Source organism: Petroclostridium xylanilyticum, from assembly GCF_002252565.1.
Classification (GTDB): domain Bacteria; phylum Bacillota; class Clostridia; order SK-Y3; family SK-Y3; genus Petroclostridium; species Petroclostridium xylanilyticum.
The window spans coordinates 329,205-343,779 of sequence record NZ_NPML01000007.1; the positions used below are offsets into that span (position 1 = coordinate 329,205).

At 37.0% G+C, this 14,575-nt stretch carries 13 protein-coding genes; all 13 read right to left on the bottom strand.

The window, feature by feature from the left end; translation table 11 throughout:
* Window positions 1-7: 7 nt before the first annotated feature.
* Window positions 8-1,045, bottom strand: coding sequence for a transcription termination factor NusA (gene nusA, locus CIB29_RS04890; RefSeq protein ID WP_094547352.1), 1,038 nt, complete (start codon window positions 1,043-1,045; stop codon window positions 8-10).
* 238 nt (window positions 1,046-1,283) lie between these two features.
* Entirely contained in the window at window positions 1,284-1,745 is a 462-nt protein-coding gene (gene rimP / locus CIB29_RS04895; protein WP_094547354.1) for a ribosome maturation factor RimP, read from the bottom strand.
* Between the two features lie 397 nt (window positions 1,746-2,142).
* The gene (locus CIB29_RS04900) at window positions 2,143-6,441 is read right to left on the bottom strand and encodes a PolC-type DNA polymerase III (protein WP_094547356.1); all 4,299 of its coding nucleotides are present in this window, start codon (window positions 6,439-6,441) and stop codon (window positions 2,143-2,145) included.
* A 45-nt stretch (window positions 6,442-6,486) separates the two neighbouring features.
* The gene (locus CIB29_RS04905) at window positions 6,487-7,125 is read right to left on the bottom strand and encodes a glycosyltransferase family 2 protein (RefSeq protein WP_094547358.1); all 639 of its coding nucleotides are present in this window, start codon (window positions 7,123-7,125) and stop codon (window positions 6,487-6,489) included.
* Complete coding sequence (gene ispG, locus CIB29_RS04910; protein ID WP_094547654.1) at window positions 7,115-8,191, bottom strand: flavodoxin-dependent (E)-4-hydroxy-3-methylbut-2-enyl-diphosphate synthase; 1,077 nt, start codon at window positions 8,189-8,191, stop codon at window positions 7,115-7,117. The genes CIB29_RS04905 and ispG overlap by 11 nt, the downstream gene beginning before the upstream one ends.
* Window positions 8,192-8,225: 34 nt before the next feature.
* Complete coding sequence (gene rseP, locus CIB29_RS04915; RefSeq protein WP_094547360.1) at window positions 8,226-9,239, bottom strand: RIP metalloprotease RseP; 1,014 nt, start codon at window positions 9,237-9,239, stop codon at window positions 8,226-8,228.
* Entirely contained in the window at window positions 9,236-10,399 is a 1,164-nt protein-coding gene (locus tag CIB29_RS04920; protein ID WP_094547362.1) for a 1-deoxy-D-xylulose-5-phosphate reductoisomerase, read from the bottom strand. Before CIB29_RS04920 ends, rseP begins: the two co-directional genes overlap by 4 nt.
* A 224-nt stretch (window positions 10,400-10,623) precedes the next feature.
* The gene (locus CIB29_RS04925) at window positions 10,624-11,430 is read right to left on the bottom strand and encodes a phosphatidate cytidylyltransferase (protein WP_094547364.1); all 807 of its coding nucleotides are present in this window, start codon (window positions 11,428-11,430) and stop codon (window positions 10,624-10,626) included.
* Window positions 11,431-12,198, bottom strand: a complete 768-nt coding sequence (locus CIB29_RS04930) for an isoprenyl transferase (RefSeq protein ID WP_242965052.1) — start codon at window positions 12,196-12,198, stop codon at window positions 11,431-11,433.
* 80 nt (window positions 12,199-12,278) lie between these two features.
* Window positions 12,279-12,479 (bottom strand): hypothetical protein, encoded by a 201-nt coding sequence (locus CIB29_RS04935; RefSeq protein WP_094547366.1) that lies wholly within the window; start codon window positions 12,477-12,479, stop codon window positions 12,279-12,281.
* Between the two features lies 1 nt (window position 12,480).
* Window positions 12,481-13,038 carry a ribosome recycling factor gene (frr, locus tag CIB29_RS04940; RefSeq protein WP_094547368.1) on the bottom strand — a complete coding sequence of 186 codons (558 nt, stop codon included), beginning with the start codon at window positions 13,036-13,038 and terminating at the stop codon, window positions 12,481-12,483.
* A complete protein-coding gene (pyrH, locus tag CIB29_RS04945) occupies window positions 13,035-13,751 on the bottom strand; it encodes a UMP kinase (protein ID WP_094547370.1) in 717 nt (238 codons plus the stop codon). The genes frr and pyrH overlap by 4 nt, the downstream gene beginning before the upstream one ends.
* A gap of 115 nt (window positions 13,752-13,866) precedes the next feature.
* Entirely contained in the window at window positions 13,867-14,511 is a 645-nt protein-coding gene (gene tsf, locus CIB29_RS04950) for a translation elongation factor Ts (protein WP_094547372.1), read from the bottom strand.
* Window positions 14,512-14,575 lie beyond the last annotated feature (64 nt).

The window sequence follows — 14,575 nt, forward strand, 5'->3', positions numbered from 1 at the left end:
CACCCGTCTAAACATTATCCTGTGACTCGCTTTTTATATCAATTTTCCAGCCTGTCAATTTTGCTGCTAACCTGGCATTTTGTCCTTCTTTACCAATAGCCAGAGATAATTGATAGTCAGGCACCACAACTTTTGCCGATTTTTCAGCCTCATTTACTTCCACTTTTAATACCTTGGCAGGACTTAAACTGGCTGCAATATATTCTGCAGGATCAGAGCTCCACTTTATAATATCTATTTTTTCACCTCTTAATTCATCTACAATTACTTGAACCCTATTACCTTTCTGTCCCACGCAAGCTCCCACCGGGTCAACATTAGGGTCAACAGAGTGGACTGCAATTTTTGTCCTGGAACCGGGCTCTCTTGAAATACTTTTAATTACAACAATGCCATCATATATTTCCGGAACTTCCTTTTCAAAAAGTCTTTTTACCAACCCCGGGTGGGTTCTGGAAATGAGAACTTGTGGCCCTTTAGTAGTCTTTTTCACTTCAATAACATAAACTTTAATCCTGTCATTGAAATTATATACCTCTCCAGGAACTTGTTCGTTCGGTGCAAGTATAGCCTCAATTTTTCCCATTTCGACTATCACATTTTTCTTTTCAATCCGCTGCACAATTCCTGTTACAATATCATTTTGTTTGCTGAAAAATTCATCATAAATTATTCCTCTTTCAGCTTCCCTTATACGTTGTACTACAACTTGCTTAGCAGTTTGTGCGGCTATTCTCCCAAATTTTTTGGGTGTAACTTCAATTTCAACAATATCGGATATATCATATTTTTTACTAATGCTACGCGCATCTTCAAGGCTTATTTCCACCAAATCATTTTGTACTTCTTCAACAACTTTTTTCTTGGCATATACCCTGACTTCACCTGAAATCCTATCAATCACTACCGACACATTTTGAGATGAACCAAAATTCCTCTTGTAAGCAGAAATAAGTGCAGCCTCAATGGCATCAATCAATACTTCTGTACTTATATGTTTTTCTTTGGCTATTTGTTCCAATGCCCCAATGAATTCAGCATTCATTTTCATTCCTCCCCTATTAAGTTTTTTTATATCGATAACCAATATTAAAGTTAAACATAAATTAATGTATATACTTACTGATAATGATTTTACATGGCAGATAAAGCCAATAAGTTCACGGTTCACAGTAAAGGCTATTAAATCGTTTGCTGCTGTGAACTGTTAACAGTGAACTATATAGTTATCGATGAAAGTAACCAACTTTAATATCTAAATATTTAGTTTTAAAGTTGGTTACTTATAAGACGGCTAATCTCACTAAAGCAATTTTTTCTTTATCTATTTCAATTATGTTTCCTTCATCAAGTCTAACAGTTATATTGCCATTGTTATAAGCTTCTAATGTGCCTGACAACATTTTTGTCCCGTTTATGGCCTGATATAGTTTTATCTCAATTTTATGACCTATGAACTTTAGAAAATCTTTTTCTTTCTTTAGCGGTCTGTCAAGGCCGGGTGATGAAACTTCCAAATAATAGCTCTGCTCTATAGGGTCCACCCTGTCCAATTCATCACTTATTTCCTTACTTACAGCTTCACAATCGTCTAACGTGACTCCATCTTCTTTATCAATAAACACCCTTAAAAACCAATTAGCACCTTCTTTTTTAAACTCCACATCTACAACTTCACAATTGTTCTTTTGGGCGATAGGCTCCGCCAAGTTATAAACAATGTCCTCAACTCTTAATTTGGGCAATTATGTTCCCACCTTTCTTACAATTTCTGGTCAAAATTAAGATTGAGATTAAGCAATAATTATAATGAATATGCTCATATCAATCTTAATCTTCAACTGTATTATTCTCTATAAATATATAATTTATTTTCCACACTTGCGATACAATTGAAGTATTTACAATCTATTATAGTCGTTAAGTTGTGCTATTATTTACTAAAACATTCCTTAACTTAACGCCTATATAACCTATTATATTATACAAATATACATAATGCGAAAGAGTGGGATATCTACCCACTCTTCCGAGAACAATAAGTATTTGTTTGTACCGTTAGATATTATACCACTCTTTCTCAAATTTAGCAACACTAATTAAAAAAATTGTAACTATTTTTGTTTTTCATTCAATTTATATTCAAAACAAACTTAATTGACTGCTTTCAGGTAAATCCTTCAAACACCCATGCTGCTGTAATATTTCTATCACAGCCTTACTGATTTTTGCCCGTATCCGCAGGTCATCAATGGAAATAAACTCTCCCTCCTGCCTTGCTTCTACAATACTTTTTGCCGCTGACGTGCCAACACCTTGCAAAGCATTCAGCGGTGGAAGAATACCATTTCCTGTATTAATAAATTTGACCGCATCAGACTTATATAAATCAATAGGAAGAAATTTTATTCCCCGGCTGTACATCTCATTGCATACTTCCAGTATGGTTAAAACATTTTTTTCTTTTGTGCTGATTTCATTGCCTTTAGCTTCCAGTTCCTTAATCTTATTTCTTACCCGCTCAACACCATGGGTCATCAATTCGGCATCAAAATCATCGGCGCGTACGGTAAAATAAGCGATATAAAATGCTTCAGGATAATGGACTTTAAAGTAAGCAATTCTAAAGGCCATGGTAACATAAGCAACCGCATGGGCTTTAGGAAACATATATTTGATCTTTTTACATGATTCTATGTACCATTCAGGAACATTATTTTCCCTCATGGCTTTTTCGTCTTCTTCCTTTAATCCTTTCCCTTTACGGACGCTTTCCATGATTTTAAAAGCATGCTTGGGTGCAAGTCCTTTATACATGAGATACACCATGATATCATCACGGGTACAAATTACCTCCGGGAGGGTAGCAATACCCGCCCTGACCAGGTCCTGGGCATTGTTCAACCAAACATCGGTACCATGGGAAAGTCCGCTGATCCGCACAAGCTCTGCAAAAGTCTTGGGCCGGGTATCAACCAGCATTTGCCGGACAAACTTTGTCCCAAATTCCGGGATGGCAAAGGTTCCAACTTCACTATTGATATCCTGCGGTGTAATTCCTAATGCTTCGGTACTGGTAAATATGCTCATGGTTGCAGGATCGCCAATAGGAATCTTTCTTGCATTGACACCGGTCAGGTCTTCCAGCATCCTTATTACCGTTGGATCGTCATGTCCTAAAATATCCAGTTTTAACAGCCTGCCACTAATGGAGTGATAATCAAAATGAGTAGTGATAATGTTGGAATCCGGATCATCAGCAGGACGTTGTATTGGACAAAATTCATATATTTCATTTTTTCTCGGTACAATCATGACACCCCCGGGGTGCTGCCCTGTTGTCCTTTTTACCCCGGTACATCCTTTGACCAGACGGTTTATTTCTGCATTATGGACTACTTTTCCCCTTTCATCAAGATATTTTTTTACAAATCCGTAAGCTGTTTTTTCAGCGATAGTACCAATGGTTCCTGCCCTGAATACGTGACCTTCCCCAAATAGCTCTTCAGTATATTTATGAGCAACAGGTTGGTATTCCCCTGAGAAGTTAAGGTCAATATCCGGCTCCTTGTCTCCATCAAACCCTAAGAAAGTTTCAAAAGGTATATCGTGACCGTCTTTGTTAAATTTACTGCCGCATTTTGGGCAATCTTTATCCGGCATGTCAACTCCTGAACCCACAGAACCATCGGTGATGAATTCAGAATATTTGCACTGCGGGCAGACATAATGCGGGGGTAATGCGTTTACTTCAGTTATACCGCTTAAAAATGCAACAAAAGAAGAACCTACAGAACCCCTGGACCCCACTAGGTACCCGTCACTTAGCGATTTCCATACCAACTTTTGCGCAATAATGTACATCACTGAAAAACCGTTTTTGATGATAGAATTAAGTTCCTTATTCATTCTTTCCTGTACAATGGTTGGCAGAGGATCTCCATAAATTTCTACAGCCTTATTGATGGAAAGCCTTTGAATTTCCTCCTCCGCCCCTTCTATTTCCGGTGGAAAGGTCTCATCCGGGATAGGCAGTATGTGTTCAATCATTTCAGCAATCTTATTGGTATTTTCTACAACTACCTCCCATGCCTTTTGAGCCCCCAGATAACTAAATTCCTCCAGCATTTCTTCGGTTGTCCTAAAATATAAAGGAGCTTGATTGTCAGCATCGCTGAACCCCTGGCCTGCCATCAGGATTCTCCTGAAAACTTCATCATGCGGGTCCAGAAAATGGACATCACAGGTGGCAACAACCGGTTTATTATACTTTTCACCAAGTTTTACTATTTCTTTATTAATTTGTTTTAATTGCTCAATGCTTTGAACTTTTCCAGCATCAACCAAGAATTGGTTGTTTCCAAGAGGTTGGATTTCCAGATAATCATAAAATTTCACAATCTTTGATACATCCTCAGCCGGCCTGCCGTCTAAAATTGCCCTATACAGTTCACCGGCTTCACAGCCCGAACCAATCATTAATCCTTCTTTATACTGCATATATAAACTTTTGGGCACTCTGGGCTTTTTATAATAATAATTTAAGTGGGATTCAGAAATAATCTTATACAGATTCTTTAAGCCGGCATAATCCTTTACTAAAATAACAGCATGATAAGAATCCATATTTTTAACATCTTTTATACCGGCAAGTGCATTGTTTATTTCCCGTAAACTGTTAATGCTTTTTTCTTTTAGCAGTATAATGCATTTTAGAAATATTTCCGCTGTTGCTGCTGCATCGTCAACTGCCCTATGGTGATTTTCCAATTTTATGCCAAGGTGTTGGGCAACAATGTTCAATTTATGTCTTTTTAACTCGGGAAACAATGCACGGCACAACTCAAGGGTGTCCAAAAAACAGTAATCAAATTGGATATCCAGCCTCCTGGCATTTGCTTTCATAAAACTTACATCAAACTGGGCATTATGGGCAACCAAAACACAATCCTTACTGAACTCCAGGAAATCGACCAGCACCTCATTCATTACCGGTGCATCTTTTACCATATCATCGGTAATACCCGTTAATTCTATAATTTTGGGTGGTATAGGCATTTGAGGGTTAACAAAGGTTTGAAATCTATCTATAATTTCGCCATTACTTATTTTTACTGCACCTATTTCAGTAATTCTGTCTTTTTCTGCGCTTAGTCCGGTAGTCTCAATGTCAAAGACTACAAAATCTCCATCCAGGGAACCTCCGGTTGGATTATACACGATAGGTACGCTGTCGTTAACAAGATAACACTCTACGCCGTAGATGATTTTAATATTGTTCTTTTTCCCGGCCTCATAAGCTTCAGGATAAGCCTGTACGACACCGTGGTCAGTAATGGCTATGGCTGGATGGCCCCACCGTGCTGCTCTTTGTACCAAGTCTTTGACGGAAGATACGCCGTCCATTGCACTCATCTGCGTATGTAGATGAAGTTCAACCCTCTTTTTTTCTGCATTATCCATCTTTTCTTGTTTCGGGATTTGTACAATATCGTAAGCAAATATTACCAATTCACGGGCATATTTATCATATTGTGCTTCCCCTCTTATCCTTACACTAACACCGCATTTGAGTCTGCCTTCTATTTCACCAAACTTCTCCTTATCACTAAAAAATTTTGCAGTGATAGAGCTTGAATAATCGGTAATATCAAAAGATACAATATATTTCTCACCCTTAATTTCTCTTACATCAACAGAAAAAATTTCTCCTTCTACAATAACTCTTCCCGATTCTTGATTTACCGAAGAAATTTGTACACTTTCACCATTGATCGTTTTGCCAAGAATAACAGGTGAACCTAAATCAGTTTGAGCTTTTTCAGGTGAATTTTTTGTATCTTTTTTCTCACCATAAGAATTTACTAAAGCTTCAGAGATGATTTGAGCTTCCTGCTTTTCCTTAAAATCAAAATACTCGTATTTCTTTCCTGCAACTGCATGCATATCTATTAATTCAATACTTATTTTATTGCCAAATTCATTCTCAATCAGACTTTCAATTAGTTTATCACACCTATTCTTTTTTAAAAGTTCACTTCCACCAAATTTTAATTGTATGACCAGCTTATCCTTTTGATATTCACATATACTCTCAGCTAGAAGACTGCGGCATATAGAAAACTTTTTTTGGAGATAATATTTTATATTCTCATAATACTCCCGTAAATATGAACCATCTTGCTGCACATTAAAATATTTTGTATTGATAACTATATCCTCAAGCTTGTATGCAACTTTAATTTTATTTCTAATATCATCAATATCCCATTTATTGATTAATTCATTTAATCCGATAGTAATATCAACTTTTCTTGTTTTTCTATATATTTTGAGTGATAGTATTTTTGAATTGTTGAGAATATTTCTTAATTTTTCATCTATTTCAATATGAGGAAATAGGTGAATCACACTATAGTTTTTAAAAGCATGTTGTGACATATTTTAATGCTCCTTCTTCCATGCGCTGTCATGAGCTACAATCAATCACCGTTGTCGTACTAAGCTTAGCCCTTTGATGATTTCCCAATACATCTTCATCCGGGCTTGTACACCTTTTTTCCAGCCTAATTTTTCTTCTTTCATTATGTGAGTCATTTGCTCTAATACAACTTTTTTATAAGCGATATTCTTTTTTCTTACATAATTGGTAAGGGCAACTTCAACACCAAATTTAGTAATCTCCATATTGCATATATTATTTAGTATATGCTTTTTTATCGCCCTCTGCCCAGACAAAAAAGGAGACACTTTTTGAGCTAAATCGGTACTGAAACGTCCACCGTCAAATATACCTATGGTCATTTCTACTTCACCTTTTATAACAGGATATAATAAGTTTTTTACATGTCTCTCGGTTAACCCTATAAGGTCAGCATCTAGAAATAATATGATATCCCCACTGCAATTATCGACCCCTGCTTTCATTGCTCCGCCTTTACCTATATTAACGGCAAGTTCTATTACTTTAGCGCCAGATTGCCTGGCAACTTCCGCTGTATTATCTGTCGAACCATCGCTTACAACGATAATTTCCCCAATTTCTTGTACATGAGAAAGTACATCAACTATTTTCCCAATTGTGGGCGCTTCATTATATGCAGGTATAATTGCACTAATTTGCATTTATCAATCCTTCCTTTTCATATGTCTCAATTTCCTTCATCAATTCATCTACCAGTTTTTCTTCCGGTACCTTTTTTATAATTTTTCCTTTTTTAAATATTAAACCAACTCCATCCCCTCCGGCAATACCAATATCAGCTTCCCGGGCTTCACCGGGGCCGTTAACCACGCATCCCATGACTGCAACCTTTATGTTTTTCCCACTATTTTGAAGCTTTTGTTCAACACTGTTAGCTATATTGATCAAATCAATCTGACACCGGCCGCAGGTTGGACAGGAGATGATTTCAACACCGCTCTTCCTCAGACCTAACGACTTCAATATTTGTGTGGCTACTTTTACTTCTTCAACAGGGTGGCCGGTAAGCGATACTCTTATCGTATCTCCAATTCCATCCGCTAATAATGTTCCAATTCCTATAGAAGATTTTATTGTTCCCGACCAAATTGTCCCGGCTTCTGTTACTCCTAAATGTAAAGGATAGTTTACCCTCTGCGCTATCAGGCGATAGGCAGCTATCATCATGGGCACACTGGAAGCCTTTAGTGATATAACAATATCATTAAAGTCATGTTCTTCAAGTAAAGCAACATGATGTAAAGCACTTTCCACCATTGCTTCTGCTGTAGGTGAGCCGTACTTCTCCAGCAATTCTTTTTCAATAGAGCCGGAATTTACCCCTATTCTTATAGGGATACCCCTTTGCTTGGCTTCCCTCGTTACTTCCCTGACTCGCCGGTTTCCGCCAATATTTCCAGGATTAATCCGTATTTTATCTATACCCCTATCTATGCACTCCAGAGCCAACCGGTAGTCAAAATGGATGTCTGCAACCAGAGGTATTTTTGTCCTTTTTTTAATTTCTGATATTGCCCGGGCCGCTTCCATATCAGGGACAGCTAACCGGATAATATCACATCCTGCTTGTTGGAGCTCTATAATCTGATTTGTTGTGGCTTCTATATTTCTTGTATCTGTATTGGTCATGGATTGAATAGAGATGGGTGCACTGCCGCCAATGGTTACATATCCCACTTTTACAGCTTTGGTATCTCGACGATGTATCAATTCTTCACGCATCAGCAATCTACTCCTCCATTTAGCGCCCAACTATCCTGGCAATGTCATTAAAGGTAGCAAATATAAGTAATATAATTAGCATAGCAAATCCTATCAGGTGTACCATTCCTTCTCTTTCAGGGCTAATTGGTTTTCTTCGAATCCCCTCAATGAGTAAAAACATAATTTTACTTCCATCCAGTGCCGGAATTGGAAGTAGATTAAAAATACCTAGATTTATACTTATCAACGCTGCCAGGAAGGCTAAATTTCCAATTCCTGCCTTTGCTGCACTTCCAATTCCCTGCACAATTCCTACCGGGCCCGAAATTTGATTAAGTCCGGCCTTTCCTGTAACCAGATCACCTAATGAAGTAACGATAACTTTTGTTAAAAAAGCTGTCTGGTAGTATGCATTGCTAATTACATTGTAAAAGTTTGTTTTTACACTCTTGGCATTGTAGCCTATAATATAAGTTTGATATTTAGGGTCCAATTCCGGTTTAAGCTGAAAAGAAATTCTTTGCCCTTGTCTTAAAACAATTACCTTTATCATGTTATCCTTGTTTTTATCCAGAAAGTATCTTACATCATTTTGAATATTGACCTTGTAATCATTAAGCTGTATAATTCTATCCCCCGGTAAAATTCCAGCTTTCTCAGCAGGTTTTCCAGGAACCAGTTCCCCTACAACAGGCTGTGGTATTGCAGGCTCCATAGAAAGAATAATTATAAAAATCAAAAAGCCTAAAATAAAGTTCATAATTGCCCCCGCAGCAACCACAGCAATCCTGGCCCACAGAGGCTTATTACTAAAAGCTCTTTCATCCTTCGAGCTTTCAACTTCTCCTTCCATCATAACAAACCCGCCAATCGGAAATGCTCTTAAAGAGTACACCGTCTCACCTTTAGTAAACTTAGCCAACCGCGGTCCCATACCAATAGCAAACTCATGAACTTTTATACCAACCAGTTTCGCAATAGTGAAGTGCCCTAATTCGTGAAAAAAGATCAACAATGCAAATACAACAACAGCTGATATTAAGGTAGTCAAATTGAATCACCAAGCCTTTCTGCTCTTACTACTTCTCTTGCCCAACTATCACTGTTTAAAATATCTCTTAATGACGGATTTATAATATTATTATGCTTCTTCATTGCACTTTCAATTAGTTGAGGAATTTCTATAAAGCCAATTCTTTTTTCCAAAAACAATTGTACAGCCATTTCGTTTGCGGCATTTAACACAGCAGGCATTGTACCGCCTTCCCGGGCTGCAGTATAAGCGAGCCTTAAGCATTTAAAAGTCTCAAAGTCCGGTTGACTAAATGTCAATGTATTGTTCTGTATAAAATCAAGGCTTCTAGTATCTGAATAATACCGTTCAGGATATGTAATGGCATACTGAATAGGTATCTTCATATCCGGCACACCTAACTGTGCAATAATTGAATGGTCTATGTATTCAACCATAGAGTGGATGATACTTTGTGGGTGGATCAACACCTGTATCCTATCTAAATCTATATTAAACAGCCATTTAGCTTCAATTACTTCCAATCCCTTATTCATCAATGTTGCCGAATCAATGCTGATTTTATTTCCCATGTTCCATTTTGGATGCTTTAAAGCCTGCTCTGGAGTTACATTTTCCAATTCCTCAAGTTTCTTACCTAAAAAAGGACCTCCTGAAGCAGTAATGATAAGTTTTTTTACAAATTTATCTTCTACATTTTGCTTAAGACATTGAAAAATTGCCGAATGCTCACTATCAACAGGTATAATGGCTACCTTGTTCATCCGGGCTTCATTCATTACGATTTCCCCAGCTGTAACAAGAGTTTCTTTATTTGCTAACGCAATATGCTTACCCGATTTTATTGCCTCCAGAGTAGGGATAAGTCCTACAACTCCAACTACAGAAGTTACTACCATCTCAACCTGTGCAATGGTTGAAACTTCTATGAGTCCATCTAATCCTGCAACAACCCGCGTATTTGTGTCTTTTACCCTATCTTTCAATTCGCCGGCATAATCCTCATCCATGACCGCAGCTACAACGGGCCTATATTTTCGTATCTGCTCCTCCAACAAATCTATTCTTGTATTTGTAGACACCCCCCAAACCCTAATGCTCTGTAGATTATCAATTACCTCCAATGTCTGAGTTCCAATAGACCCCGTTGACCCCAGTATAGATATATTTTCCACCATAATATGATATTCTCCTTCTATATATAGTTCACAGTTAACAGCTCTCAGTTCACAGTAGTAAACGATTTAATAGCCTTTACTGTGAACCGTGAACTGTGAACTTATTGACTTTATCTGCCATGTAAGATCATTATCAGTAAGTATATAGAATAGTCAGGATTTCGGGGTTCGGAGTTTAAAAAACGGTTGTAACAATACCTCTTCAAACTCCTAACTCCGAACTCCTAACTTATTATATTAAAATTAGCTGTAAAATAGTATACCAACGGTGCTACAAAGATAATACTGTCAAACCGGTCTAATACGCCTCCATGTCCAGGCATTATCTTGCCAAAATCCTTTATATGATATTGCCTTTTAATAGCAGACGCTGATAAATCACCAATTTGGGAAACAATTGAACAAGCTAGCCCTAATATAAATAAATTTATATAGTCAACATTATACTTTCCCAAAATATCCAGCAGGTATCCATATAACAAAAAGGATGCTCCACAGCCAACAATTCCCCCGATAGCACCTTCCAGTGTTTTTTTGGGACTTATTTCAGGCCATAATTTAGTTTTACCTAAAAAAGTACCTGTAAAGAACGCAAAAGTGTCAGTAGTCCATGCACCTAAAAATATCAACCAAATTAAAGTATTGCCATGAGATAGATTTCTTGTAAAAACAATGTGGGAAAAGAAAAAGCTTATGTATACTGTTGCAAAAAGAGTTACAGCAATGTCAGTAAATCGCACCATTTTATGATATATCAAAACAAACAAAAATAATAGCACTACATACCCATATATTAAAGGCATCACCCAGTTTTGACCGATAAAATTACTGAAGGCGACAATTACTGCACTCAAATATCCGGCTAACGTCAATAATACATTTTTTGTATTTCCTACAGCAGTAAACAGTTCATACAACGCAATGATTGAAATTACGGCAACACCAATATTAATAAATATTTTATCTACTATTAATACTACTATTAATAATATAATTCCAACTACTGCACTTATTATTCTTTTGCTAAACACTTATATTCCTCCAAATCTTCTATTCCTTTGCTGATAGTCACTTATGGCTTTTAACAGGTGTTTTGGCGTAAAACTAGGCCAATAAATGTTTGAAAACCACAACTCTGAATAGGCCGATTGCCATAATAAAAAATTACTCAATCTTAATTCACCGCTAGGCCTTATGATTAAATCCGGATCTTTTAAGCCTTTTGTATACATGTAATTTGATATTAATTGCTCATTAATATCTGTGATTTGAATTTTGCCATTTTGGACATCTGTTGCAATCTGTTTTACCGCATTAACTACTTCTGCTCTTCCACCGTAATTGATTGCAATATTTAATAACAGGCCTGAATTAGATTTTGTCAGATTTTCAGTTTTTATAATTTGTTCCTGTATTTCTTGTGAAAGCACACTGATATCCCCAATAACCTTTATAGCTATGTTTTTCCCTGCCAATTGCCTTTCTGCATCCTTAAGATATTCTAACAATAACCTCATCAGCGCATCAACCTCTTCTTGAGGCCTTCGCCAATTTTCAGTTGAAAACGCATATACGGTTAATATCTTTACTCCAATTTCATTGCAAAACTCGGTTATTCTTTTTAATGTATTTGCTCCAGCTTTATGTCCTGCAGTGCGTGGCAATCCCTGCTTCTCAGCCCACCTCCCGTTACCATCCATGATGATTGCAATGTGTTCTGGCAGTTTAGTATAATCGATTTGGATATTACTGCTCTTTGTTGTTATTTTTTTTATGAAATGATATAAATTAAATGCCAAAATGTTACAGCCTCCTATTCTAAAGAAATACCCCTCTCATCGAGGGGTATTAAGCATTTTGAATAAACGTCTTAACTGCGCTACACATAACAGACCAGTAACTCTACTGTGCAATCATTAATTTGCCTGATTCTCAAAATTCTTGCGCCACTATCAAAGGGAAGACTCTCCTGATGGTTATAAGGAGACTTAGTGAAAGTTATTTGTATATTAGTATATCCATTATTCATTAATATACTTTTACCTTTCTCCAATTTGTATCCCAGTACATCTGGAAGCATTTTATACCTCCATGATTTCCTTTTCCTTTGCACTTACAATTTCATCTATTTCTTTTACATAATTATCAGTCAGTTGTTGAATGTCTTTTTCTATATCTTTTAAATCGTCTTCCGTAATTTCACCGTTTTTCTTCTGCAGTTTATAATGATCTAATGCGTCACGTCTAATAGACCTGATTGCAACTTTTGCCTCTTCCCCTTTTTTATGTACAGTCTTTACCAGTTCTTTTCTCCTTTCTTCTGTTAACGGCGGAAAAACCAATCTTATAACTTTTCCATCACTGTTAGGAGTAATCCCTATATCAGATTTTAATATAGCTTTTTCTACTTCTTTTACGATACCGGCGTCCCAGGGTTGAATAACCAGCATTCTTGCTTCGGGTATTGAAATATTTCCAATCTGAGTAACAGGAGTAGCTACACCATAATAATCAACATGAACCTTGTCTAAAATTGCAGGAGTTGCTCTGCCCGCCCTGATACCTGCAAGTTCTTCCGTAAAAACGCTGATGGTTTTTTTCATTTTTCCTTCAATTTCTTTGTAAGCAGTTTTCATTATTTATCTTCCTCCTTTACTAATGTTCCAATATGTTCACCCATAATAACCCTTTTAATATTTTCCGGTTGGGCCAATCCAAATACCATAATAGGAATATTGTTATCCATACATAGAGAAGTTGCCGTAGAATCCATAACTCCCAATCCTCTATTAAGTATATCAATATATGTAAGCCTATCAAACTTAACTGCATTAGGGTTGTGCACAGGATCGGAGTCATAAACACCATCTACTTTTTTTGCAAGCAAAATAATTTCGGCATCTATTTCCGCAGCCCTGAGAGCAGCAGTGGTGTCAGTAGAAAAATAAGGATTTCCCGTGCCGCAGGCAAAAATAACAATTCTCCCTTTTTCAAGATGTCTGACAGCTTTTCTTCTAATATAAGGCTCTGCAATTTGCCTCATTTCAATTGCTGTCTGAACCCTGGTAGGTATTTCTCTCGACTCCAGCGCATCTTGTAAGGCTAAAGCATTGATTACTGTTGCCAACATGCCCATATGGTCGGCTGTAGTCCTATCCATTCCTTTGCCACTTCTGCCTCTCCAAAAGTTCCCCCCGCCTACCACAATAGCTATTTGCACACCCAATTGCACGCATTCTTTTATTTGATCAGAGATAGCATTTATCGTATCAGCGTCCAATCCAAAGCGACCTTCTCCAGCTAGAGCTTCTCCACTTATCTTCAATATTACCCGTTTATACTTTGGAATCATTAAAAACTTCCTCCATCTAATAATATGTTCTACACAAACTTAGAAATTCCTGCTAATATTCTTAAAAAAGGAACACATAATGTGTTCCTTTTTTAAGAATATTCATTGCTCAAGTCTATTTAATCATATTCGCTACTTCTTCTGCAAAATTATCTTCACGTTTCTGCAAACCTTCACCTTTCTCAAAACGTGCGAATCTCCTGATATTTATATTTTCACCAATTACAGCAATTTTTTCCGTTAAAAGATCTTTTACGGTCTTATCGGGATCTTTAATATATGGCTGCTCGAGCAGACAAACTTCCTTATAGAATTTTTCAAGTCTGCCTTCTACCATTTTTTCAACAATCTTTTCAGGCTTGCCTTCATTGAGTGCTTGTGCCCTTAATATTTCCTTTTCCTTTTCAACTACTTCAACAGGTACTTCTTCTCTTCGCACATACTGAGGATTTGCAGCAGCAATCTGCATGGCAATTTCCCTGACGAACGCCCTAAAATCTTCATTCTTGGCAACAAAGTCTGTTTCAGAGTTTACTTCAACCAGTACACCAATTCTACCATTCCCATGTATGTATGCATCTACTATGCCTTCTGCAGCAATTCTTCCAGCTTTTTTAGCAGCTGCAGCCAATCCTTTTTCTCTTAAAAGCTCTATTGCTCTTTCCATATCGCCATTAGCCTCTGAAAGAGCCTTCTTACAATCCATCATTCCAGCACCGGTTCTTTCTCTTAGTTCCTTAACCTTTTCAGCAGTTATCATCTCTATGCCTCCCATTATTATCTGATTATATTATAATACAGTTTGATATTTTTATACTAACCTC

Bases quoted from the DNA above. Each gene is read 5' to 3' on its own strand.
- pyrH (WP_094547370.1), bottom strand. From the start codon at position 13,751: ATGATTCCAAAGTATAAACGGGTAATATTGAAGATAAGTGGAGAAGCT.
- tsf (WP_094547372.1), bottom strand. From the start codon at position 14,511: ATGATAACTGCTGAAAAGGTTAAGGAACTAAGAGAAAGAACCGGTGCT.
- nusA (WP_094547352.1), bottom strand. From the start codon at position 1,045: ATGAATGCTGAATTCATTGGGGCATTGGAACAAATAGCCAAAGAAAAA.
- CIB29_RS04900 (WP_094547356.1), bottom strand. From the start codon at position 6,441: ATGTCACAACATGCTTTTAAAAACTATAGTGTGATTCACCTATTTCCT.
- CIB29_RS04920 (WP_094547362.1), bottom strand. From the start codon at position 10,399: ATGGTGGAAAATATATCTATACTGGGGTCAACGGGGTCTATTGGAACT.
- CIB29_RS04905 (WP_094547358.1), bottom strand. From the start codon at position 7,125: ATGCAAATTAGTGCAATTATACCTGCATATAATGAAGCGCCCACAATT.
- CIB29_RS04935 (WP_094547366.1), bottom strand. From the start codon at position 12,479: ATGCTTCCAGATGTACTGGGATACAAATTGGAGAAAGGTAAAAGTATA.